Below are 21,032 nucleotides of genomic sequence, written 5' to 3' on the forward strand. Positions count from 1 at the left end.
CGATGTCCTCTGATCAACACTCCGCCACGGGCGCGTCGCACAGCCCGCTCTACGCCAAACTCCTCGGCGAGACCGCCAAGATCGACTGGTGCGATCTCGAGCGCTTCTTCGCGCAGGGCAAGCTGCTGTCGGTTGCGCGCGACCTCGATCTCGTCAGCGTCGCGGAAGCGGTCGCCAGCGACGATGCCGAACAGGTCACGCGCTGGCTGTCATCCGGACTCGTCGCGCGCATGCCGGCCGAGACCGCCGCCGACTACGCGGCGCGCAACCCGGAGTTGTGGGCGGTCGTCGTCTCGCCGTGGGTCTGCGTGCAGGAACGCGCCTGACGCGTCCGCCATGTCCGAATCCGCCTTACCGCACGGAGCCGGCGCCGCCGCGGCCGCCGTCACGCATCGGCGCGTCCTCGCGCTCGCGTTCCCGATCGTCATCGCGAACCTGACCCAGCCGATCCTCGGCGCCGTCGACACGGCCGTCGCCGGCCACCTCGACGGGGCGCAATATCTCGGCGGCGTCGCGCTCGGCGGGCTGTTCTTCAATTTCGTGTTCTGGGGCTTCGGCTTCCTGCGGATGGGGACGACCGGCCTCGTCGCGCAGGCGCATGGCGCCGGCGACGCCGCCGGGATCCGCCTGAACCTGCTGCGTGCGCTGATCGTCGCGTTCGCGCTCGGCGCCGCGGTGCTCGCGCTGCAGGTGCCGCTGCTGTCGTTCGCGCTCTCCGTGCTCGGCGGCAGCGATGCCGTCCACGCGACGGCGCTCGCCTACAGCCACACACGAATCTGGAGCGCGCCGTTCGCGCTCGCGAACTACGTGGTGCTCGGCTACCTGCTCGGCGTGCAGCGCGTTCGGCTCGCACTCGTCGCGCAGGTGTTCATCAATGCGGTGAACATCGGCGCCGTGCTGCTCTACGTGTACGGTTTCGGTTGGGGCATCGCCGGCATCGGCGCCGCGACCGCCACCGCGGACGCGTGCGGCTTCGCGCTCGGCGCGTGGATGCTGTGGCGGCTGCGGCCGCGCGGCCTTGCACCGCTCGCGGTACGCGCGCTTGCCGACCGCGTCGCGCTCAAGCGGCTGATCGTGCTCAATCGCGACATCTTCCTGCGCACGCTGTGCCTGCTCGGCGCGTTCGGGTGGTTCGCGCATCTCGGCGCGAAACAAGGCGACGCGACGCTCGCCGCGAATGCGCTGCTGCTGAATTTTCAGACCTTCATGGCGTATGGCCTCGACGGCTTCGCGCATGCGGCCGAGGCGCTCGTCGGCGCGGCGGCCGGCGCGCGCGATCGTCACGCATTCCGGCAGGCCGTGCGCGTCACGCTGTTCTGGTCGGCGCTCGGCGCGCTGCTGTTCGCGCTCGTTTACTGGGCGGCGGGCGGCTGGATCGTCGCGCGTCTGACCGATCAGGCCGAGATCCGCGCCGTCGCGCTGCGCTACCTGCCGTGGGCCGTGATCTCGCCGATCGTGTCGGTCTGGGGCTTCCTGCTCGACGGCGTGTTCATCGGCGCGACGCAGACGCAATCGTTGATGCGCGCGATGGCCGTGTCGTTGTCGATCTTCATCGTGGCCACGCTCGCCGCCGTCGGCAGCTTCGGCAATCACGGCCTCTGGTTCGCGCTGCTGCTGTTCATGGCGGCGCGCGGCGCGACGCTCGCGCGCTACCTGCCGGCGCTGTTGCGGCGCATCGGCGCCGACCCGCAGGCCGCGTCCGCGGCCCGTGCGTGACAGTGGGCTGTGCGAGCGTTATTGCACGGGTTTCGGCGACGGCGCATCGAGCATCGACGGCGGCGTCATGTCGGTCGGCACGCCGTGATAGTCGGCCGGGTCCGCCGGCGGGTGGCCACGGCGCGCCTGGCGGGGATCGCTGCTGCAGGCGGCAAGAAGGGATGCGACCAGCACGGCCAGCATGAAACGGGTCATCAGGTAGGGCTCCGGAAAACGGCGCGCCCATCGCACGCCGGGACCGCGCCGAGTCTAGCGGAAATCCGGTTTCAGGGTTGCGCCGCGCATGTCCTACTATGTACGCATGGCGCTGTACCGTTGAAAGGAGGCTGCCATGTCGTCTGAAGAAATTGCGGGCCTGATCGGCTTGTTCATCGGTGTGATGGTGCTGGTCGCGCTGTCGTACTTCGAGTCGCGCGAATACAAGCGCAGCCACGAAGGCGAAGGAATGATCCACCACTGGATGGCGGAACACCACCTGCTCGACTGGCGGCGCAAGCACTGAGCGCACCGGCTGCCGTGCGGCCCTCCTTCGGGCCGCCGCGAACGTGCCGCCCAGCGGCGCGGTGCCAGTTGCGTATCGCTGAAATTATCAGGGCCCGATATGCACACACGGACCGGATACACGAACGCCGTCGCGCGGCACCGGCCACGCGACGGCGTTCGCTTGCGCGCGCCGCGCCTCGGAAGGCGCGCCGCGATTCGGACCGCTCAACCCAGGAAGTGGCGGGCGTAGCGCGCGTTGATGTCCGACAGGCGGAACAGCGTCAGCAAATCCGCGCAGTTGAAGTCGGGATCCCAGGCCGGTGCACCGCAAATCTTCGCGCCGAGACGCAGGTAACCCTTGATCAGCGGCGGCGGCGCGACGACGGTGCCGGTCTGCAGTTCGTCGACCGGCAGCGCCGTGTGCGGGAACGCACGATACTCGGGCGCCGTCAGCGAACCTGCCGACAGCGACTGGTACAGGTTCGCCGCGTAGTGACCGCCATCGGCCATCGACACGCTCGCGCAGCCGAGCATCGTCTCGTAGCCGTTCTGCATCATGTACGCGCCGAGGCCGCCCCACAGCGCCATGATGACGGCGCCGCTGCGGTAGTCGCTGTGCACGCACGAGCGGCCGACCTCGACCATCTTGCCGCGCAGGTGCGTGAGGCGCGACAGGTCGAACTCGCCTTCGGCGTACAGGCGGCCGACACGCGCCGCCTGGTGCGGCGGCAGCACGCGGTACGTGCCGACGACTTTCAGCGTGTCGAGATCGCGGACCAGCAGGTGATCGCAATACGCGTCGAACGGATCGACGTCGAGACCGGAAGGGCCGCTGACCTGCGCGCCCATCTCTTCGGCGAACACGCTGTAGCGCAGGCGCTGGGCTTCGCGCAATTCGTCTTCCGTACGCGCCCATGCGGCGCGCAGGCGATACTCCGATGTGACGGTTTCACTGGCGCGCGGCAGGTGGCGCCGCGACGTGTCGAGGGGCAGCGAGGCAAAAGGGAGCGTAGGCGTCGGCAGTTCTCGCATTAGGCTTTCCTGATCGTAAGGAATAGGACGACATGCCCGCCAATGTAGTAATCGGCCGTGACCGTTATGTGGCACGACCGTGTCCTTTCAATGACGTGTCGCCGATTTGACTTTAGCAGAAAGCTTGCGAAACCGTATGATCAATCCCTTCAAACCAATTCAGACGGGCCTCACACCAGTTCGGGCGTCAGAAAAGCCCGCAGCACGGCCTGCCGGCTGCCGTCGCGCGTGCGGCTCGCCAGCCACACGATTCCGCCCTTCTTGACGCTCCAGCTGTCGTCGCCGCCGGCGATCAATTGCGCGGCGACGCTGCCGAGCGTCGGCTGGTGGCCGACGATCACGACCGTCGGCGCGATGCCTTCCGGCCAGCCGGCCGCCGCCAGCACGTCGTCGACGCTGCCGCCCGGCGCGAGTGCATCGACGGTGCGGTACTGGTCGGTCAGCGCCTCGACGGTCTGTACGGTGCGCGCCGCCGGGCTCGCGAGGATCACGGCATTCGTCTCGAGCCGGCCGCGCAGCCATTTGGCCATCGCTTGCGCGTCCTTGCGGCCGCGCACGGTCAGTTGGCGCGCGAGATCGCTCGTCGCGTAGTCTTCGGCCTCGGCGTGGCGCCACAGAATCAGGTTCATCATGATGTTCTCCTTGCTCCGGCGAGCGGCCGCGCGCGCTTGCGCGCGGACCGGCCGATCATCACGAGAATTGTCGCAAATCGTGGCCGGTTCGCGGTCGCGGCATTTACCCGCATATCTTGATTGACCGAATCGGTCGTTCGACGTTATTATCTTTGGCTCGTCGGAGCGTAGCGCAGCCTGGTAGCGCATCTGATTTGGGATCAGAGGGTCGTAGGTTCGAATCCTATCGCTCCGACCAAGGAATCAAGGGGTTACGGTTGAATACCGTAGCCCCTTTTCCGTTTACGGGCACTTTTTACGGTCCTTGAATCGGCCGTCCATTTTCGGGGCTCGCGACGATGCGGCCCGGACACGGTTCAACTGCCAAGCCCGCGCACGGAACTTGCTGGAACACGCGATAATACGTGTGAACAACCCGCAAACCGCGCATGAAAAACAACGTTCTCAAGCCAATCCTCTGCGCGTCGCTACTCGTGCTTGCCACCGCCGGCACCGCGTCGGCGAAAGCGCTCGACGACGCGCTCGACTGCCATTCGACCGGCCACAAGTTCGTCGCGCCGCTGCTCGCCTCCGGCGACATCCAGTCGGAGCCGATGCACGTCGAATCGAACTCGGTCAATGCATTCCGCACGAACCGCCCGCTGACGGCCTACGGCTTCGGCGTCTACGTCGTGCTCGGCTACCAGGCGAACGACCCGATCTTCCGGCCGGGCGACGGCACGCCGATCGGCGACTGGGCCTACGGGGTCGTCGTGCGCGGCACGAAGAGTTCGGTCGAGGAAGCGGTGCGCAAGGCCGGCAGCGACGCAACCGTCAAGCAGGCGTTCCCGTTCCTGACGGCGATCGTCTGCTCGTCGGACTGAGCGGACCGCCACACGAGTGCGGCCGCGCCTGACGGCGCGCCGCCGCGTATCGCCTCCAACCGGCGCCCCGAGCGTCTTGCGGGCCCGCTATCGACCTGTCACGCGCCGGTATACACCACGCGATACGGGATACCGACCTTCTCCCACTCCGCCGCCTCCTGGCTGAGACTGTAGTCGGTCAACGGGTTCTGCTCGACCCATGCGCCCGGCAGACGCACCTCATACCCGCCCTTCTTCATCCGCGAAACGGAAATGTCGGGCAGCCCCGCATCGGTCCGGCGCCGGCACAGCAGCGCCGCGAGCCGCAGGCAGAACAGCAGCGGCCATTCGACCTCGCGCGCCTGCGACAGTTTGCCGAGCTTGCCCGCATGGCCGAGCACGAGCGCGGCGAGCCGCGCCTGGTCGGTACGCGAAAAACCCGGCATGTCCGCGTTGCTCGCGATATAGGCCGAATGCTTGTGATACGCGCTGTGCGAGATCGACAGGCCGATCTCGTGCAACGCGGCCGCCCAGCCGAGAAACATTCGCCCTTCCTCGCGCGCTTCCTCGTCGTCTTCCTCGAGTTCGTCGTAGAAACGCCCCGCGAGCGCACCGATCCGCTCGGCCTGCGCACGATCGACGCCGTAGCGGCGCGTGAAGCCCTCGACGGTCACCGCACGCATGTCCTCGTGCTGCGTCCGGCCGAGCAGGTCGTACAGCACGCCGAGGCGCAGCGCGCCGTCGGTCGTGTCGACGTAGTCGACGCCGAGTTCCTCGAACACCGCCAGCATGATCGCCAGGCCGCCCGCGAGCACCGGCACGCGGTCGGGCTTCAGCGCGACCAGCTTCAGCCGGTTGACGTTCTCCGACTTGATCAGCGCACGCTTGAGCCGCTCGAGGCCGCCGCGCGAAATGCCGTGGGTGATGCCCGGATCGTTGAAGCCGTTCGCCTCGACGAGCTCCGCGAGCGCGCGCGCGGTGCCGGACGAACCGATCGCCTGGTCCCAGCCGGCCTTCTTGTATTCGCTCGAAATGATCTGGATCTCGCGCTTGGCCGCGAGTTCGGCCTGCCGCATCGTGTATTCGTCGACGTTGCCGGCCGGAAAGAAGGTGCGGCTATGGCTCACGCAGCCGATATAGAGGCTCTCCATCACGATCGGCGTGTAGTGCGAGCCGATGATGAATTCGGTCGAGCCGCCGCCGATGTCGACGACGAGCCGCTTGCCGGCGCTCGCCGGCACCGAGTGCGCGGCGCCCGCATAGATGAGGCGCGCCTCTTCGCGGCCCGCGATCACTTCGATCGGGAATCCGAGCGCCGCCTCGGCCTCGCCGAGGAACTCGGCGGCGTTCTTCGCGACGCGCAGCGTGTTGGTCGCCACCGCGCGCACATGATCGGGATGGAAATCGCGCAGGCGCTCGCCGAACCGCTTGAGCGCCTCCCAGCCACGCTCCTGCGACGCGCGATCGAGCATCTTGTCGCTCGACAGGCCCGCGGCCAGCCGAACCGGCTCGCGCAGCGCATCGACGGGATAGATCTGGCTGCCCGCCGGCGTTTCCTCGACGCGCCCGACGATCAGCCGGAAGCTGTTCGAGCCGAGATCCACGGCAGCCAGCAAGTGGGGAGTTGTAACCATCAGAAGGGGGCTCCGTGCGCGTTCTTCCGCGGCAGCCGTTCCGGCAACCGCGCGGGATCAATCAAAGGCGACATTTTAAGCGTGGAACGCTTGCCGTTGCCACGCTTCACGGGCATGCATACTGCTCGATTCCATATAGCCGAAACATTTATGCGACGAAAGGGTTACGGCGTAGAATTTCCCGATATAAAACCATTACTGTCATCAGCACGTCATCGTACCGTGAGAGTTTCCGAGCGTCCTTTCGAATCATCGCCTGAATCATCCCCTACTCTGCCGATGTCCGTCCGTTACCCGCTTCTCAATCGTGAACTCGGCATCCTCGGTTTCAACGAGCGCGTGCTGGCCCAGGCGGCCGATCCGCAAGTCCCGTTGCTCGAGCGCCTGCGCTTCATCTGCATCACCAGCAGCAATCTCGACGAATTCTTCGAAGTCCGGATGGCCGGCCTGCAGGAGCAAATCCGCGACAACCCCGGCGCGCTGACGCCCGACGGCATGTCGTTACAGCACGCTTACGATCTCGTCGTCGAACGCGCGCAGCGGCTCGTTCATCGACAGTACACGATGCTGCACGAAACCGTGCTGCCGGCGCTCGAACAGGAAGGCATCTACTTCCACGCGAGCGACTCGTGGAACGACGAGCAGCTCGAATGGGCGCGCCACTACTTCCTCGACGAACTGCTGCCCGTGCTGACGCCGATCGGCCTCGATCCCGCCCACCCGTTCCCGCGCGTGCTGAACAAGAGCCTGAACTTCGTCGTCGAGCTCGAAGGCCGCGACGCGTTCGGCCGCCAGGCCGTGATGGGCATCGTGCAGGCGCCGCGCGCGCTGCCGCGCGTGGTGCGCATGCCGCATGCGCTGTCGGGTTTCGAGCACGGCTTCGTGCTGTTGAGCTCGTTCATGCAGCGCTTCGTCGGCGAACTCTTCCCGCAACTCGTCGTGAAGAGCTGCAACCAGTTCCGCATCACGCGCAACAGCGAGCTGTTCGTCGACGAGGACGAAATCACGAACCTGCGTGTCGCGCTGCAGGGCGAACTGCCCGCGCGCCATCTCGGCAACGCGGTACGCCTCGAAGTGTCGGCCGACACGCCGCTGCACATCGTGCGACGCCTGCTCGAGGAAAGCGAACTCGGCGACAAGGACTGCTATCGCGTGGCCGGGTCCGTGAATCTCGTGCGCCTGATGCAGATTCCCGATCTCGTCGACCGCCCCGACCTGAAGTTCGCGCCGTTCACCGCATCGACCCCTGCCGCCATCACCAACGCGCCGACGATGTTCGACGCGATCGACGCCGGCGACATCCTGCTGCATCACCCGTACGAGAGTTTCCAGCCCGTGCTCGAACTGCTGCAGCAGGCCGCGAAAGACCCGAGCGTCGTCGCGATCAAGCAGACGATCTACCGCACGGGCACCGTCTCGCCGCTGATGGACGCGCTGATGGAAGCCGCGCGCAACGGCAAGGAAGTGACCGTCGTCGTCGAGCTGCTCGCGCGCTTCGACGAGGAAACCAACATCAACTGGGCGTCGCAGCTCGAAGCCGTCGGCGCGCATGTCGTGTACGGCGTGGTCGGCCACAAGTGCCACGCGAAGATGATGCTGATCGTGCGACGCGTCGTGCAGGGCGGCAAGGCGACGCTGCGCCGCTACGTGCACCTCGGTACCGGCAACTACCATCCGCGCACCGCGCGCCTCTACACCGACTTCGGGTTGATGACGGCCGACCAGAAGATCTGCGAGGACGTTCATCACGTCTTCCAGCAACTGACCGGGATCGGCGGCGAACTGACGCTGCACGAGCTGTGGCAGTCGCCGTTCACGCTGCATCCGCGCATCATCGATTCGATCCGCGCGGAGATCGACAATGCGCAGGCCGGCAAGCGCGCGCGCATCGTCGCGAAAATGAACGCGCTGCTGGAGCCGTCGGTGATCGCCGCGCTGTACGAAGCGTCGCAGGCCGGCGTCAAGGTCGACCTGATCGTGCGCGGCGTGTGCGCGCTGAAGCCCGGCGTGCCGGGGCTGTCGGAAAACATCACGGTGCGCTCGATCGTCGGCCGCTTCCTCGAACACCACCGCATCTACTATTTCCACGCGGGCGGCGCCGAGGAAGTCTATCTGTCGAGCGCCGACTGGATGGACCGCAACCTGTTCCGGCGCGTCGAAGTCGCGTTCCCGGTCCGAGAGCGCAAGCTCAAGCGGCGCGTGATCGCCGAAGGGCTGTCGGTGTGCCTCGGCGACAACCAGTCGGCATGGCAGATGCACAGCGACGGCCACTATCGCCGCCGCCGCACCGGCAAGACGATCCGCAACGCGCAGCTCGGGCTGCTCGCGAAGTTCTGCACCTGAGCGGTCGGCGCGATGCAGGTCGAGCGCCGCCGCTTCGCCAAAAAAAAGCAGCCCGCGGGCTGCTTTTTTAACGCCGGACCGCTACGCGATCATGCTTCGTAAGCGGCCGGCCGGATCACGATGATGCGCGAGCCCGGGAACCGCGCGGTGAACGTACTGCCGCGCCCTTCCTCGCTCTGCACGTACAGATGCGCGTCGTGCCGCTGCAGCACGTGCTTGACGATGGCAAGCCCGAGGCCCGTGCCGCCCGTATCGCGCGAACGGCTGCGGTCGACGCGGTAGAAGCGCTCGGTGAGCCGCGGCAGGTCCGCGGCCGGAATCCCGAAGCCGCTGTCGGTGACGGAAAACACGCCCTGCGCGCCCTCGCGCCGCCACGACACGACGATCTTGCCGCCGTCCGGCGTATAGCGGATCGCGTTCGTGACGAGATTCGCGAACGCGCTGAACAGCTCCGTCTGCGCTCCCGTGACGCCGAGCGTCTCGTCGATCGAGAACGCGATGTCGTGATGCCCGCTCGACAGCGTCTGCGCATCTTCCTTCAGATGATCGAACACCGCGCGCATGTCGATCGCGTGATCAACCGGCGGCCTGCTCTCGCCTTCCAGCTTCGCGAGCACCAGCAGATCGGTCACGATGTGCCGCATCCGCGACGCCTGCTGCTCCATCATGTCGAGATAGCGCGCGCGATCCTCCTCGTTCAGCGGCAGCTCGCGCATCGTCTCGAGGAAGCCCGACAGCACGGTGAGCGGCGTCTTCAACTCGTGCGACACGTTCGCGACGAAGTCGCGCCGCATCGCGTCGGTGCGCTCGAGCTCGGTGATGTCCTGGGTGAGCAGCAGCTTGCGGTTCTCGCCGTACGGAAACACCTGCACGGCCAGCACGTTCTGCCGCGAGTCCCCCATGCCGCGCATCAACAGCGTCTCCTCGTAATGCTGCGCATTCAGGTAGCGGACGAAATCGGGATGGCGCACCAGGTTCGTGATGTGCTGGCGCAGGTCGCGCTTCGCATCGAGGCCGAAATGGACTTCGGCGATCGCGTTGCACCACTCGATCTGGTCGTGGTCGTCGAGCATCGCGACGCCGTTCGGCGATGCCTGGATCGCCTGGATGAAGCGCGAGTGCTGCTGTTCGACCTGGCGCACCTGCGCATGCCACTGCTTCGCGAGCTTGTGCAGCCGATAGTAGATCTCGCCCCAGATGCCCGGCGCGCTCGGCACTTCGCCGTAGACCGGCGCATCGAGCAGGCGCCACAGACGTTGCGTATGGAAGGTGCTGAAAAAGCCCTGCGCGACCAGCATCACGACCACGAACACGAGGCCCGCGGTCGGGCCGGCGAAGACGCCGACCAATACGCCGATCAGCACGAGCAGCACGAGCGACACCAGAAAGCGCGCCCAGATGATGTTCATGATTCAGCGTCCGAAAGAATGAACGGCACGCCGCGGCACACGGCATGCCCGAATACGTTACGCGTGCTTGGCGAGGCGGTAGCCGCTGCCGCGCACGGTTTCGATCATCGCATCGCAGCCGGCCGGTTTCAAGGCCGCGCGCAATCGTTTGATGTGCACGTCGACGGTGCGCTCCTCGACGAACACGTGGTCGCCCCACACCTGGTCGAGCAGCTGCGTGCGGCTGTGCACGCGCTCCGGATGCGTCATGAAGAAATGCAGCAGGCGGAACTCGGTCGGGCCGAGATCGAGCTTGATCTCGCTGCCGTCCCCGTGCGCGGCGACGCGATGCGTGGCCGGGTCGAGGCGCAGCCCGTTGATCGACACGACGTCCTCGGTCAGCTGCGGCGCGCGGCGGCGCAGCACGGCCTTGATGCGCGCCATCAATTCCTTCGGCGAGAACGGCTTCGTCACGTAGTCGTCCGCGCCGATCTCGAGGCCGAGCACCTTGTCCTGCTCGTCGCCGCGGGCGGTGAGCATGATGATCGGGATGTGTTTGGTCCGTTCGTTGTTGCGCAGGTCGCGCGCGAACGCGATACCGGACTTGCCCGGCAGCATCCAGTCGAGCAGCACGAGATCGGGCAGCACATCGCTGATCAGGTTCTGCGCCTGTTCGGCGTTGTACGCACGAATCGGGCAGTGACCGGCGTGCTGGAGATTCACCGAGATCAGTTCGGAAATCGCGGGCTCATCTTCAACGACGAGAATGTTGCTGGGCATCGGCACCTCTGTTCTTCCTATACGGAGTCGATTAACTGTTGGCTTCGCGATCGAGCGTGTCGCGCGGCTGGTGCCGCACGTCGGTGCCCTTCACGATGTAGATGATGAATTCGGCGATGTTCTTCGCGTGGTCGCCGATCCGTTCGATCGCCTTCGCGATGAACAGGTAGTCGAGGCCGACCGAGATCGTGCGCGGATCTTCCTGCATGTACGACACGAGCTTGCGCACGAACGCGCGGAATTCCATGTCGATTTCCTTGTCGTCCTTGACGATCTGCGCGGCGGCCACCGTATCGAGACGCGCGAACGCATCGAGCGCGCGGCGCAGGATCGACACGGCCATCTCGCCCGACACCTTGATCTCGGCGATGTTGACCGCACGCGCGGCCGGCTCGTCGACCAGGCGGCGCACGCGCTTCGCGATCTTCTCGGCCTCGTCGCCGGCGCGCTCGAGGTTCGTAATCGTTTTCGAAATCGACATCAAAAGGCGCAGGTCGCGCGCGGCAGGCTGCCTCCGCGCGATGATGTTGCCGCACTCCTGGTCGATGTCCACTTCCATCGCGTTCAGCGTTTCCTCGGCCGTGATCACCTTCTCGGCCGCATCGCGATCGAATTCGTTCAGCGCGTGCATCGCGCCGACGATCTGCGACTCCACGAGTCCGCCCATTTCCAGCACTTTCGACGACACGGCATTCAGGTCCGCATCGAACTGGCTCGACAGATGTTTATCCGACATGATTGTTGTTCTCCGTCATCAACCGAAGCGGCCGGTGATGTAGTCTTCCGTTTCCTTGCGCACCGGCTTGATGAAGATCTTTTCGGTCTCGCCGAACTCGATCAGCTCGCCCAGGTACATGTAGGCCGTGTAATCCGAGCAGCGTGCGGCCTGCTGCATGTTGTGCGTGACGATCACGACCGTGTAGTCGCTCTTCAGCTCCGCGATCAGCTCCTCGATGCGGCCCGTCGAGATCGGGTCGAGCGCCGAGCACGGTTCGTCGAGCAGCAGCACTTCCGGACGGATCGCGATACCGCGCGCGATGCACAGACGCTGCTGCTGGCCGCCCGACAGCCCGTAGCCGCTCTGGCCCAGCTTGTCCTTCACTTCGTTCCACAGCGCGGCCTTCGTGAGCGCCCATTCGACGCGGTCGTCCATTTCCGAACGCGTGAGCTTTTCGAACATCTTCACGCCGAACGCGATGTTGTCGTAGATCGACATCGGGAACGGGGTCGGCTTCTGGAACACCATGCCGATCCGCGCGCGCAGCAGCGAGATGTCGCGCTTCGTCGTCAGCAGGTTCTCGCCGTCCATCAGGATTTCGCCTTCGGCGCGCTGCTCCGGATAGAGCGCGAACATCTTGTTGAACGTGCGCAAGAGCGTCGACTTGCCGCAGCCCGACGGGCCGATGAACGCCGTCACCTTCCCTTCGGGAATGCGCAGGTTGATGTTCTTCAGCGCGTGGAACTTGTTGTAGAAGAAGTTGAGGTTGTTGACCTCGATCTTCGCGTTCAGCGGCGCGAGCGGACGGCCATTCGCCGCATCTTGCGTGCCGGCGGGCGCAACGGTGCGCTCGACGGGATTCAGGTGGCTTTCTGCCATATTCATCGGATTGCTCCGCCGTTACTTTTTCGAGAAGACCGAGCGCGCCAGGACGTTCAGTCCGAGCACCCCGAGCGTAATCAGGAACACGCCCGCCCATGCGAGCGATTGCCATTCCGCGAACGGGCTCATCGCGAACTTGTAGATCGTGACCGGCAGGTTCGCCATCGGCTGGCTCATGTCCCACGAGAAGAACTGGTTCGACAGCGCGGTGAACAGCAGCGGCGCCGTTTCGCCAGCGATCCGCGCGATCGCGAGCAGCACGCCCGTCACGATCCCGCCGACCGACGCGCGCAGCGTGATCTTCAGCACCATGCGCCACTTCGGCGTGCCGAGCGCGACAGCCGCTTCGCGCAGCGCATTCGGCACGAGCTTCAGCATGTTCTCGGTCGTGCGGATCACGATCGGGATCTGCAGCAGCGCGAGTGCGATCACGCCGGCCCAACCCGAGAAGCGCCCCGACTTCGCGACGACGATCGCGTACACGAACAGGCCGATGACGATCGACGGCGCCGACAGCAGGATGTCGTTGATGAAGCGGATCGTGCTCGCGAGCAGGTTCTTCTGGCCGTATTCGGCGAGATAGACGCCCGCGAGGATGCCGATCGGCGTACCGACCAGCGTGCCGAAGCCGCACAACAACAGGCTGCCGACGATCGCGTTCGCGAGACCGCCGCCTTCCGTGTTCGGCGCCGGCGTCGATTCGGTGAACAGTTGCAGCGACAGGCCGCCGATGCCGAGGTGCACCGTCGTGTAGAGAATCCACACGAGCCACAGCAGGCCGAAGGCCATCGCGCCGAGCGACGCGGTGAGCGCGATCGCGTTGACGGCCTTGCGCTTGCGCTGCAGGCGGTTGCGCATCGCGTCGAGCGCGGCGCCGGACGGCCCCGGGAAATTCATGATGGGCTCGCTCATTTCTTGCCCTCTCCCTTCTCGAGACGAAGCAGCAGCAGTTTGGAGATGGACAGCACGATGAACGTGATCACGAACAGGATCAGACCGAGTTCCATCAGCGCGGACGTATGCAGACCCGGCTGCGCTTCCGCGAATTCGTTCGCGAGCGCCGACGTGATGCTGTTGCCCGGCGCGAACAGCGACACGCTGTCGAGCAGGTTGGTGTTGCCGATCACGAAGGTCACGGCCATCGTTTCTCCGAGTGCGCGGCCGAGGCCGAGCATCACGCCGCCGATCACGCCGGTCTTCGTGTAGGGCAGCACGACCTTCGACATCACTTCCCAGGTCGTGCAGCCGATTCCGTATGCCGATTCCTTCAGCAGCACCGGCGTGACCTCGAACACGTCGCGCATCACCGACGCGATGTACGGGATGATCATGATCGCGAGGATCACGCCGGCCGCGAGGATGCCGATGCCGATCGGCGCGCCGGCCGTCAGCGGGCCGAGCACCCACACGTCCTTGAGCAGGCGGCCGAGCGGTTTCTGGAAGTATTCGGCGAAGATCGGCGCGAACACGAGCAGCCCCCACATGCCGTACACGATCGACGGAATCGCGGCGAGCAGCTCGATCGCGATGCCGAGCGGACGACGCAGCCACACGGGCGCGAGCTCGGTGAGGAACAGCGCGATGCCGAAACTGACCGGCACCGCGATGACGAGCGCGATGAGCGACGTCACGATCGTGCCGTAGATCGGCACGAGCGCGCCGTAGATGTCCGAGTTCGGATCCCACTCGGATTGCCACAGGAAGCCGAGGCCGAACTTCTGGATGGTCGGCAGCGACGCAATGATCAGGGAAACGATGATCCCGCCCAGCAGCAGCAGGGTCACGATCGCGGCGAGCCGTGCAAGGCCGCCGAACAGGACATCCCCGAGACGGCTCGGCGCGCGCTGCTGCGCACTGTCGGGCGATCGGGAGGACGTGTACGAAATATCAGACATGGGTGCCTGCTTTTGATTGCCGGGCGCCGTAACGCCCGGCTTTACCGCACACACTGCCCGACCGGCACGGCCGGGCAGCGAACCGCTGGATGGCTTACTCGGCGGCGACCGGCTTGCCCGAAGCGTCCGTCACCTTCGTCTTCCACTGCTTGCGGATTTCCGTCTCGACCGTCGCCGGCAGCGAGATGTAGTCGAGGCTGTCGGCAGCCTTCTCGCCGTTCTTGAACGCCCAGCTGAAGAACTTCAGCGTTTCCGCGCCCTGCTCCGGCTTGTCCTGCTTCGCGTGCAGCAGCACGAACGTCGCGCCGACGACCGGCCACGCTTCCTTGCCCGGCTGGTTCGTCAGGATCTGGTAGAACGACTTCGACCAGTTCGCGCCTGCTGCTGCTGCCTTGAACGTTTCCGTCTTCGGCTCGACCACCGTGCCCGTCGAATTCTTCAGCGCAGTGTAGGTCATGTTGTTCTTCTTCGCGTACGCCCACTCGACGTAGCCGATCGCGCCCGGCAGGCGCTGCACGAAGGCCGCGACGCCGTCGTTGCCCTTGCCGCCCGTGCCCGTCGGCCAGTTGACCGTCGTGCCTTCGCCGATCTTCGACTTCCACTCGTCGTTGACCTTCGACAGGTAGTTCGTCCAGATGAAGCTCGTGCCCGAACCGTCAGCGCGGCGGACCACGGCGATGTCCGTATCCGGCAGCTTGACCTTCGGGTTCAGCGCGGCGATCGCCGGGTCGTTCCACTTCTTGATCTTGCCGAGGTAGATGTCGCCGAGCACCGGGCCCGACAGCGTCAGTTCGCCGGCCTTCACGCCCGGCACGTTGACGACCGGCACCACGCCGCCGACCACCGTCGGGAACTGGAACAGGCCTTCCTTCGCGAGCTCTTCATCCTTCAGCGGCGCGTCCGAACCGGCAAAATCGACCGTCTTCGCGACGATCTGCTTCAGGCCGCCCGACGAGCCGATGCCCTGGTAGTTGACCTTCGAACCGCCGGACTGCTGATAGTCGGCAGCCCATTTCGTATAGATCGGCATCGCGAACGTGCTACCTGCGCCCGTGATGTCGGCAGCGTGGGCGGCGACGGCGAAAAGCGCGCCAGCCAGGCCGGCAATCGCGGTTTGCATCAATTTCATGAGACCTCCAGTGTGTGAGCGGATGACTACGGCACCGCGAAGGTTAGGGGCTGCTCATGACGGTAATGTGACAATCGATGAAACTGGCGTGACAGTAACATGACTGGTTGAAAGGGAGTATCGGGCGGTGCGTCGGGGCGCGGGAACGGCGCCGGCGGCAAGAATTGCCGGGCTCGGAGGGGAAGGGATGAACGCCCTTTTCCAAGGGCGTGCTGGGTGCATCGTAGCGCAGCGTCAGCCGGCCGGGAAGCCCGGTGCGGCGGCGAGCATGATTTCGGGGTCGGATGCTCGATTCGAGCGGAACAGTGCGTTTGTCGAACGTCGCTTATATTAGGTAGGCAAACCTTTGCGTCTGACAAAACGACGGCGCCCGAGGGCGCCGCACGCACATTCGCCAGGGAGCCGGCGCGCGGCCGCTCGGACCGCCGCGCGCCACCTTGCCTAGATCAGGCTGTCGCCGCGCGCACCGCGTCGGCGATCGTCTCCGCATGGCGCACCGCATCGGCTGCCTGCTGCGCTTCGACCATCACGCGCAGCACGGGCTCCGTGCCCGATGCGCGGATCAGCACGCGGCCGCTGCCGGCGAGCTCGGCTTCGGCTGCATCGATCGCGGCGCGAATCGACGTGCTGCCCTTCCAGTCGGCGCCCGGCTTCATCCGCACGTTGATCAGTTTCTGCGGGAACAGCGTGACGCCGTCGAGCATTTGCGCGAGGGTGCGGCCGCTGCGCTTGAGCGCGGCCAGCACGAGCAGCGCCGACACGATGCCGTCGCCGGTCGAGTGACGGTCGAGCGACAGGATATGCCCCGACCCTTCCGCGCCGAGCTGCCAGCCATGCTCGCGCAACTGCTCGAGCACGTAGCGATCGCCGACCGCCGCACGCACGAATTTCACGCCCTCGCGCTGCAGCGCGACTTCGACGGCGAGGTTCGTCATCAGCGTGCCGACCGCGCCGTCAACCTTGCCGTCGGTCGCGATCCGGTCCTTCACGAGCACGTACAGCAACTCGTCGCCGTTGTACAGGCGGCCGGTCGCGTCCACGACCTGCAGGCGATCGGCGTCGCCGTCGAGCGCGATGCCGAGATCGGCGTGGTTCGCCCGCACCGCACGCACCAGCGCGTCCGGCGCGGTCGCGCCGACACCGTCGTTGATGTTGAAGCCGTTCGGCGCGACGCCGATGGGAATGACGTCCGCGCCGAGTTCGTGGAACACGTGCGGCGCAACCTGGTACGCGGCGCCGTGCGCGCAATCGATCACGAGCTTCAGCCCGCGCAGGTCGAACGCGGCCGGGAACGTGCTCTTGCAGAACTCGATGTAGCGGCCGCCTGCGTCGTCGAGGCGGCGCGCCTTGCCGAGCCCGTCCGACGGCGCGCATTCGAGCGGCTTGTCGAGCCACGCTTCGATCGCGGCCTCGGTATCGTCGGGCAGCTTGTTGCCGTCAGCCGAGAAAAACTTGATCCCGTTGTCGTGATACGGATTGTGCGACGCGCTGATCACGACACCGGCCGACAGACGCAGCGCACGCGTCAGATACGCGACGCCGGGCGTCGGCATCGGGCCGGCCAGCATCACGTCGACGCCGGCCGCCGAGAATCCGGCCTCGAGCGCGGCTTCGAGCATGTAGCCCGATACGCGTGTGTCCTTGCCGATCAGCACGGTCGGACGCGAGCCTGCCGTGACGTCGGCCGAGCCGGCCAGTACCTTGCCGGCCGCATAGCCGAGACGCAATACGAAATCCGGTGTGATGGGCGCGTCGCCCACCGTGCCGCGAATGCCGTCCGTGCCGAAATATCGACGTCCCATGGAATTCTTCCTCCTTCGTCTTTCTGACTTGCTTATCGTTGCCGCGCGGCTGCGCGCACGGCATTCCATACTTTCAGCGCATCGACCGTCGCCGCGACGTCGTGCACGCGCACGATCGCGGCGCCGCGCGTAACCGCGCACACCGCGGCCGCCACGCTCGCCGCGACACGCTCCATCGGCGGCTTGCCGCCGATCACCGCGCCGAGCATCGACTTGCGCGACATGCCCGCGAGAATCGGATAAGCGTGCCCGTCGGGTCGCGCGGGCGCCGTGTCCGGCAACGCGGCCAGCAGCGCATAGTTGTCGTCGACGACCGCCTTGCCGAACCCGAAGCCGGGATCGACGCAGATGCGCTCCGCCGCCACCCCCGCGTCGCGCAGCGCCTGGGCGCGGGCCGCGAGAAAATCGCGCACGTCGGTCACGACGTCGCCGTAGTCGGGCTCGCCGACCTGCATCGTCTGCGGCTCGCCGAGCATGTGCATCGCGCACAAGCCGCTATTGCCGTCGCGCACCGCATCGATCGCGCCCGGCTGGCGGAACCCCCAGATGTCGTTGATCAGGTCCGCGCCGGCGGCCAGCGCCGCGCGCATCACGGCCGGCTTGTAGGTATCGATCGACAGCGGCACGTTCAGCGGCCGCAGCGCCTCGACAAGCGGGATCACGCGCGCGAGCTCCTCGTCGAGCGGCACGGGCGGCGCGCCGGGGCGCGTCGATTCGCCGCCGATGTCGAGCAGGTCCGCACCGTCGGCAATCATCCGCTCGGCCTGGCGCAGCGCATCGTCGCGCGCGAGGAAGCGGCCGCCGTCGGAAAACGAATCGGGCGTAGCGTTGAGGATGCCCATCACGAGCGGGCGTTCGAACGTCAGTTCGAAGCGGCCGCACCGGAGCGGCGCGGGAATGAACGGGGACACTGCGGAATCGGACACGAGCAACGGACGTGGATGAATGCAAAACGGGCCGGTGTGAAGCCACACCAGCCCGTGAACGGCGCTAAAGCGGAGGTTATGCCGCCGGCGTAGCCGGCGCCGGCGCGCTGCCGGGCTTGACCTCGGCGCTGCCGCCGCCCGACGAATCGCCGCCGACAGCCGGCGAGCTCTTCGGCGAGCGCGGCGGACGGCCTTCCATGATGTCGTTGATCTGATCGGCGTCGATCGTCTCCCACTCCATCAGCGCGGCCGTCATCGCCTCGACCTTGTCGCGGTTATCTTCGAGCAGGCGGCGCGCGAGGTTGTACTGATCGTCCAGCACCCGGCGGATTTCCGAGTCGACCTTCTGCTGCGTCGCTTCCGAGATCGTGCGCGTGAAGCCGCGGCCGAACGGCGACGCATCGTTCTCGTCGTCGACGTAGACCATCGGCCCGAGTGCGTCGGTCATGCCGAAACGGGCAACCATCGCACGCGCCGTCTGCGTGGCCTTGTTGAAGTCGTCCGATGCGCCGGTGCTGACCAGATTCATGAACAGCTCTTCGGCCACCCGGCCACCGAACAGGATCGCGAGGCGGTCCAGCAGGTAATCCTTCGAATACGTCTCGTTGTCATGCTCCGGCAACTGCCAGGTGACGCCCAGTGCGCGACCGCGCGGGATGATCGTGACCTTGTGCACCGGGTCGGCCTTCGGCAGCAGCTTCGCGACCACCGCGTGGCCCGACTCGTGGTAGGCGGTCGCACGCTTCGCTTCCTCGCGGATCACGGCCGACTTGCGCTCCGGACCCATGAAGATCTTGTCCTTCGCATCCTCGAAATCCTGCATCTCGACGATGCGCTTGCCGCGACGTGCGGCGAACAGCGCCGCCTCGTTCACGAGGTTCGCAAGATCGGCGCCCGAGAAGCCCGGCGTGCCGCGTGCGATGACTGCCGCGTCGACGTCGTTCGCGATCGGCACCTTGCGCAGGTGCACGCGCATGATCTGCTCGCGACCGCGGATGTCCGGCAGGCCGACATAAACCTGGCGGTCGAAACGGCCCGGACGCAGCAGCGCCTTGTCGAGCACGTCGGAACGGTTGGTCGCGGCGATCACGATCACGCCCGAGTTCGCCTCGAAGCCATCCATCTCGACGAGCATCTGGTTCAGCGTCTGTTCGCGCTCGTCGTTGCCGCCGCCCATGCCGGCGCCGCGATGACGGCCGACCGCGTCGATTTCGTCGATGAACACGATGCACGGCGCGTGCTTCTTCGCCTGCTCGAACATGTCGCGCACACGGGCCGCGCCGACGCCGACGAACATTTCGACGAAGTCCGAACCCGAGATGCTGAAGAACGGCACCTTCGCTTCACCCGCGATCGCGCGGGCGAGCAGCGTCTTGCCGGTACCCGGAGGGCCGACCAACAGCACGCCGCGCGGAATGCGGCCGCCCAGTTTCTGGAATTTCTGCGGATCGCGCAGGAAGTCGACGAGCTCGGACACTTCTTCCTTCGCTTCGTCGCAGCCCGCGACGTCGGAGAAGTTCACCGCGTTGTTGTTCTCGTCGATCAGCCGCGCACGCGATTTCCCGAACGAGAATGCGCCGCCTTTGCCGCCCCCCTGCATCTGCCTCATCATGTAGAACCAGAACACGATGATCAGGATCGTCGGCCCGAGATAGTACAGCGCGGACATCAGCGCGTTCGGCTCGTCGTCGGCCTTGCCGCTGACCTGCACGCCGTACTTCATCAGATCGCCGACCATCCAGATGTCGCCGGGCGACACGATCTGGTATTTCTGGCCATCAGCCGGAGTGACGGTGAGGTTGCGCCCCTGAACGATGACGTTCTTGACCTTGCCGCTCTTGGCGTCGTCCATGAACTGCGAATAGGACACGCCTTCCTGAACGCGGGGCTTGTCGAACTGCTTGAACACCGTAAACAGCACCAGTGCGATCACCAGCCACACCGCTGCCTTCGAAAACATATTGTTGTTCAAAGCACCACTCCTTCACTCGTAGACGAGCGCCTACATTTTCCTTGCGGCGCCCCTCGGTCATTCTAATCCAGTCCGACCACCCTCGCCATAAGCATTGACAACCGCCGCGATAGCGCGTCGCTTGTCTGGCAAGGGCCGGAGCCCGTTTGCGGCTCCGCGCTGCGCATCAGCGCGGATGCTTCAGCTGCCGACCCAAAATGAACGTTTCGGACGATTTGTCGCGGGATGCCTTGGGCTTGCGCGGCGCGACAACCTTAAACTGCTGTTTGAATTTCTCGACGATCTGGCTGTAGCCGCTGCCGTGAAAGCACTTCACGAGCAGCGCACCATCCGGCTTCAGATGATTCTGCGCGAATTCGAGCGCCAGATCGCAGAGATGCTCGATGCGCGCCGCGTCCGCCGAGGCCACGCCAGAGAGGTTGGGGGCCATGTCCGAAATAACAAGGTCCACCGCGCGGCCTTCGAGCACTTCTTCGAGCTGGCGGAGGATGTCGTCCTCGCGGAAATCGCCCTGCAGGAAGTGGACGTCGGCGATCGGCTCCATCGGCAGGAGGTCGAGCGCAACGATCGTGCCGTCGATGCCGCCCTCGCGCTCCGCGTCGCGCTTCTTGCCCTGCGCGAGCTTGTTGCGGGCATACTGGCTCCAGCTGCCCGGCGTGGCGCCGAGATCGACGATCACCTGGCCCGGACGGATCAGCTTGTCCTGCTCGTCGATTTCCTTCAGCTTGTACGCGGCACGCGCGCGATAGCCCTCCCGCTGCGCCATTTTGACGTACGGGTCGTTGATGTGGTCGTGCAGCCAGTTCTGGTTGAAGCGGTTTTTTGCCATTCGAGAGAGAGATTGCTGCTATTTGCTTC

At 65.8% G+C, this 21,032-nt stretch carries 20 protein-coding genes and 1 tRNA gene; 6 read left to right on the forward strand and 15 right to left on the reverse strand.

All coding sequences use genetic code 11. The annotated features are described in order from the left end of the window. The first annotated feature begins 2 nt into the window (after nucleotides 1–2). Together HWX09_RS02900 and HWX09_RS02905 are read left to right on the forward strand one after the other, a co-directional pair. Complete coding sequence (locus HWX09_RS02900; RefSeq protein WP_027784097.1) at nucleotides 3–326, forward strand: DUF2288 domain-containing protein; 324 nt, start codon at nucleotides 3–5, stop codon at nucleotides 324–326. Between the two features lie 10 nt (nucleotides 327–336). Beyond that, nucleotides 337–1,716: an MATE family efflux transporter gene (locus tag HWX09_RS02905; protein ID WP_027784096.1), complete on the forward strand. Its 1,380-nt coding sequence runs from the start codon at nucleotides 337–339 to the stop codon at nucleotides 1,714–1,716. Between the two features lie 18 nt (nucleotides 1,717–1,734). Here the strand turns inward: HWX09_RS02905 and HWX09_RS02910 are convergent, their stop codons facing one another. Then, on the reverse strand, nucleotides 1,735–1,911 hold the full coding sequence (locus HWX09_RS02910; protein ID WP_089499936.1) for a hypothetical protein: 177 nt from the start codon (nucleotides 1,909–1,911) through the stop codon (nucleotides 1,735–1,737). A 136-nt stretch (nucleotides 1,912–2,047) separates the two neighbouring features. On the opposite strand from HWX09_RS02910, the gene HWX09_RS02915 reads away from it, so the two are divergent. Next, nucleotides 2,048–2,218, forward strand: a complete 171-nt coding sequence (locus HWX09_RS02915) for a hypothetical protein (protein WP_175888554.1) — start codon at nucleotides 2,048–2,050, stop codon at nucleotides 2,216–2,218. 206 nt (nucleotides 2,219–2,424) lie between these two features. Here the strand turns inward: HWX09_RS02915 and HWX09_RS02920 are convergent, their stop codons facing one another. Both HWX09_RS02920 and sixA read right to left on the reverse strand, forming a co-directional pair. Next, the gene (locus HWX09_RS02920) at nucleotides 2,425–3,231 is read right to left on the reverse strand and encodes a GNAT family N-acyltransferase (RefSeq protein WP_027784095.1); all 807 of its coding nucleotides are present in this window, start codon (nucleotides 3,229–3,231) and stop codon (nucleotides 2,425–2,427) included. A gap of 170 nt (nucleotides 3,232–3,401) precedes the next feature. Beyond that, nucleotides 3,402–3,863, reverse strand: coding sequence for a phosphohistidine phosphatase SixA (sixA, locus tag HWX09_RS02930; protein ID WP_027784094.1), 462 nt, complete (start codon nucleotides 3,861–3,863; stop codon nucleotides 3,402–3,404). Nucleotides 3,864–4,024: 161 nt separating this feature from the next. Between sixA and HWX09_RS02935 the strand changes: the two genes are divergently transcribed. Together HWX09_RS02935 and HWX09_RS02940 are read left to right on the forward strand one after the other, a co-directional pair. Continuing rightward, nucleotides 4,025–4,101, forward strand: a tRNA-Pro gene (locus tag HWX09_RS02935). Between the two features lie 190 nt (nucleotides 4,102–4,291). Beyond that, on the forward strand, nucleotides 4,292–4,726 hold the full coding sequence (locus HWX09_RS02940) for a hypothetical protein (RefSeq protein WP_027784093.1): 435 nt from the start codon (nucleotides 4,292–4,294) through the stop codon (nucleotides 4,724–4,726). A 98-nt stretch (nucleotides 4,727–4,824) separates the two neighbouring features. Here the strand turns inward: HWX09_RS02940 and ppx are convergent, their stop codons facing one another. Continuing rightward, the gene (ppx, locus tag HWX09_RS02945) at nucleotides 4,825–6,339 is read right to left on the reverse strand and encodes an exopolyphosphatase (RefSeq protein WP_027784092.1); all 1,515 of its coding nucleotides are present in this window, start codon (nucleotides 6,337–6,339) and stop codon (nucleotides 4,825–4,827) included. A gap of 279 nt (nucleotides 6,340–6,618) precedes the next feature. Here ppx and ppk1 point away from each other — a divergent pair, with 279 nt between their 5' ends. Then, nucleotides 6,619–8,682, forward strand: a complete 2,064-nt coding sequence (gene ppk1 / locus HWX09_RS02950) for a polyphosphate kinase 1 (protein ID WP_027784091.1) — start codon at nucleotides 6,619–6,621, stop codon at nucleotides 8,680–8,682. An 89-nt stretch (nucleotides 8,683–8,771) separates the two neighbouring features. Here the strand turns inward: ppk1 and phoR are convergent, their stop codons facing one another. From phoR to HWX09_RS03005, 11 genes are all read right to left on the reverse strand, one after another. After that, nucleotides 8,772–10,091: a phosphate regulon sensor histidine kinase PhoR gene (gene phoR / locus HWX09_RS02955; protein ID WP_027784090.1), complete on the reverse strand. Its 1,320-nt coding sequence runs from the start codon at nucleotides 10,089–10,091 to the stop codon at nucleotides 8,772–8,774. A 57-nt stretch (nucleotides 10,092–10,148) separates the two neighbouring features. Continuing rightward, nucleotides 10,149–10,850 carry a phosphate regulon transcriptional regulator PhoB gene (gene phoB / locus HWX09_RS02960; RefSeq protein WP_006750313.1) on the reverse strand — a complete coding sequence of 234 codons (702 nt, stop codon included), beginning with the start codon at nucleotides 10,848–10,850 and terminating at the stop codon, nucleotides 10,149–10,151. Between the two features lie 31 nt (nucleotides 10,851–10,881). Further along, nucleotides 10,882–11,586, reverse strand: coding sequence for a phosphate signaling complex protein PhoU (gene phoU / locus HWX09_RS02965; RefSeq protein ID WP_027784089.1), 705 nt, complete (start codon nucleotides 11,584–11,586; stop codon nucleotides 10,882–10,884). Between the two features lie 18 nt (nucleotides 11,587–11,604). After that, on the reverse strand, nucleotides 11,605–12,453 hold the full coding sequence (pstB, locus tag HWX09_RS02970; RefSeq protein WP_027784088.1) for a phosphate ABC transporter ATP-binding protein PstB: 849 nt from the start codon (nucleotides 12,451–12,453) through the stop codon (nucleotides 11,605–11,607). A 15-nt stretch (nucleotides 12,454–12,468) separates the two neighbouring features. Then, a complete protein-coding gene (gene pstA / locus HWX09_RS02975; protein ID WP_027784087.1) occupies nucleotides 12,469–13,362 on the reverse strand; it encodes a phosphate ABC transporter permease PstA in 894 nt (297 codons plus the stop codon). Next, a complete protein-coding gene (pstC, locus tag HWX09_RS02980) occupies nucleotides 13,359–14,345 on the reverse strand; it encodes a phosphate ABC transporter permease PstC (RefSeq protein ID WP_027784086.1) in 987 nt (328 codons plus the stop codon). The genes pstA and pstC overlap by 4 nt, the downstream gene beginning before the upstream one ends. A 94-nt stretch (nucleotides 14,346–14,439) precedes the next feature. After that, a complete protein-coding gene (pstS, locus tag HWX09_RS02985) occupies nucleotides 14,440–15,474 on the reverse strand; it encodes a phosphate ABC transporter substrate-binding protein PstS (RefSeq protein ID WP_006490565.1) in 1,035 nt (344 codons plus the stop codon). Nucleotides 15,475–15,920: 446 nt separating this feature from the next. Next, nucleotides 15,921–17,276 carry a phosphoglucosamine mutase gene (gene glmM, locus HWX09_RS02990; protein WP_027784085.1) on the reverse strand — a complete coding sequence of 452 codons (1,356 nt, stop codon included), beginning with the start codon at nucleotides 17,274–17,276 and terminating at the stop codon, nucleotides 15,921–15,923. 32 nt (nucleotides 17,277–17,308) lie between these two features. Next, nucleotides 17,309–18,250, reverse strand: coding sequence for a dihydropteroate synthase (gene folP, locus HWX09_RS02995; protein ID WP_027784084.1), 942 nt, complete (start codon nucleotides 18,248–18,250; stop codon nucleotides 17,309–17,311). A 28-nt stretch (nucleotides 18,251–18,278) separates the two neighbouring features. Continuing rightward, nucleotides 18,279–20,174 carry an ATP-dependent zinc metalloprotease FtsH gene (gene ftsH / locus HWX09_RS03000; RefSeq protein WP_027784083.1) on the reverse strand — a complete coding sequence of 632 codons (1,896 nt, stop codon included), beginning with the start codon at nucleotides 20,172–20,174 and terminating at the stop codon, nucleotides 18,279–18,281. Between the two features lie 166 nt (nucleotides 20,175–20,340). Continuing rightward, a complete protein-coding gene (locus tag HWX09_RS03005) occupies nucleotides 20,341–21,003 on the reverse strand; it encodes an RlmE family RNA methyltransferase (RefSeq protein WP_027784082.1) in 663 nt (220 codons plus the stop codon). Between the last annotated feature and the right edge of the window lie 29 nt (nucleotides 21,004–21,032).

Source organism: Burkholderia sp. BCC1208 (genome assembly GCF_902833095.1).
Lineage (GTDB): Bacteria > Pseudomonadota > Gammaproteobacteria > Burkholderiales > Burkholderiaceae > Burkholderia.

Excerpts from the sequence above, each read along its gene's own strand:
- ppx (WP_027784092.1), bottom strand. The coding sequence starts at position 6,339 with ATGGTTACAACTCCCCACTTGCTGGCTGCCGTGGATCTCGGCTCGAAC.
- ppk1 (WP_027784091.1), top strand. The coding sequence starts at position 6,619 with ATGTCCGTCCGTTACCCGCTTCTCAATCGTGAACTCGGCATCCTCGGT.
- HWX09_RS02920 (WP_027784095.1), bottom strand. The coding sequence starts at position 3,231 with ATGCGAGAACTGCCGACGCCTACGCTCCCTTTTGCCTCGCTGCCCCTC.
- pstS (WP_006490565.1), bottom strand. The coding sequence starts at position 15,474 with ATGAAATTGATGCAAACCGCGATTGCCGGCCTGGCTGGCGCGCTTTTC.
- phoB (WP_006750313.1), bottom strand. The coding sequence starts at position 10,850 with ATGCCCAGCAACATTCTCGTCGTTGAAGATGAGCCCGCGATTTCCGAA.
- HWX09_RS02940 (WP_027784093.1), top strand. The coding sequence starts at position 4,292 with ATGAAAAACAACGTTCTCAAGCCAATCCTCTGCGCGTCGCTACTCGTG.
- sixA (WP_027784094.1), bottom strand. The coding sequence starts at position 3,863 with ATGATGAACCTGATTCTGTGGCGCCACGCCGAGGCCGAAGACTACGCG.
- HWX09_RS02900 (WP_027784097.1), top strand. The coding sequence starts at position 3 with ATGTCCTCTGATCAACACTCCGCCACGGGCGCGTCGCACAGCCCGCTC.
- pstB (WP_027784088.1), bottom strand. The coding sequence starts at position 12,453 with ATGAATATGGCAGAAAGCCACCTGAATCCCGTCGAGCGCACCGTTGCG.
- phoU (WP_027784089.1), bottom strand. The coding sequence starts at position 11,586 with ATGTCGGATAAACATCTGTCGAGCCAGTTCGATGCGGACCTGAATGCC.
- pstC (WP_027784086.1), bottom strand. The coding sequence starts at position 14,345 with ATGTCTGATATTTCGTACACGTCCTCCCGATCGCCCGACAGTGCGCAG.
- HWX09_RS02905 (WP_027784096.1), top strand. The coding sequence starts at position 337 with ATGTCCGAATCCGCCTTACCGCACGGAGCCGGCGCCGCCGCGGCCGCC.
- phoR (WP_027784090.1), bottom strand. The coding sequence starts at position 10,091 with ATGAACATCATCTGGGCGCGCTTTCTGGTGTCGCTCGTGCTGCTCGTG.
- pstA (WP_027784087.1), bottom strand. The coding sequence starts at position 13,362 with ATGAGCGAGCCCATCATGAATTTCCCGGGGCCGTCCGGCGCCGCGCTC.
- HWX09_RS02915 (WP_175888554.1), top strand. The coding sequence starts at position 2,048 with ATGTCGTCTGAAGAAATTGCGGGCCTGATCGGCTTGTTCATCGGTGTG.
- HWX09_RS03005 (WP_027784082.1), bottom strand. The coding sequence starts at position 21,003 with ATGGCAAAAAACCGCTTCAACCAGAACTGGCTGCACGACCACATCAAC.
- glmM (WP_027784085.1), bottom strand. The coding sequence starts at position 17,276 with ATGGGACGTCGATATTTCGGCACGGACGGCATTCGCGGCACGGTGGGC.
- HWX09_RS02910 (WP_089499936.1), bottom strand. The coding sequence starts at position 1,911 with ATGACCCGTTTCATGCTGGCCGTGCTGGTCGCATCCCTTCTTGCCGCC.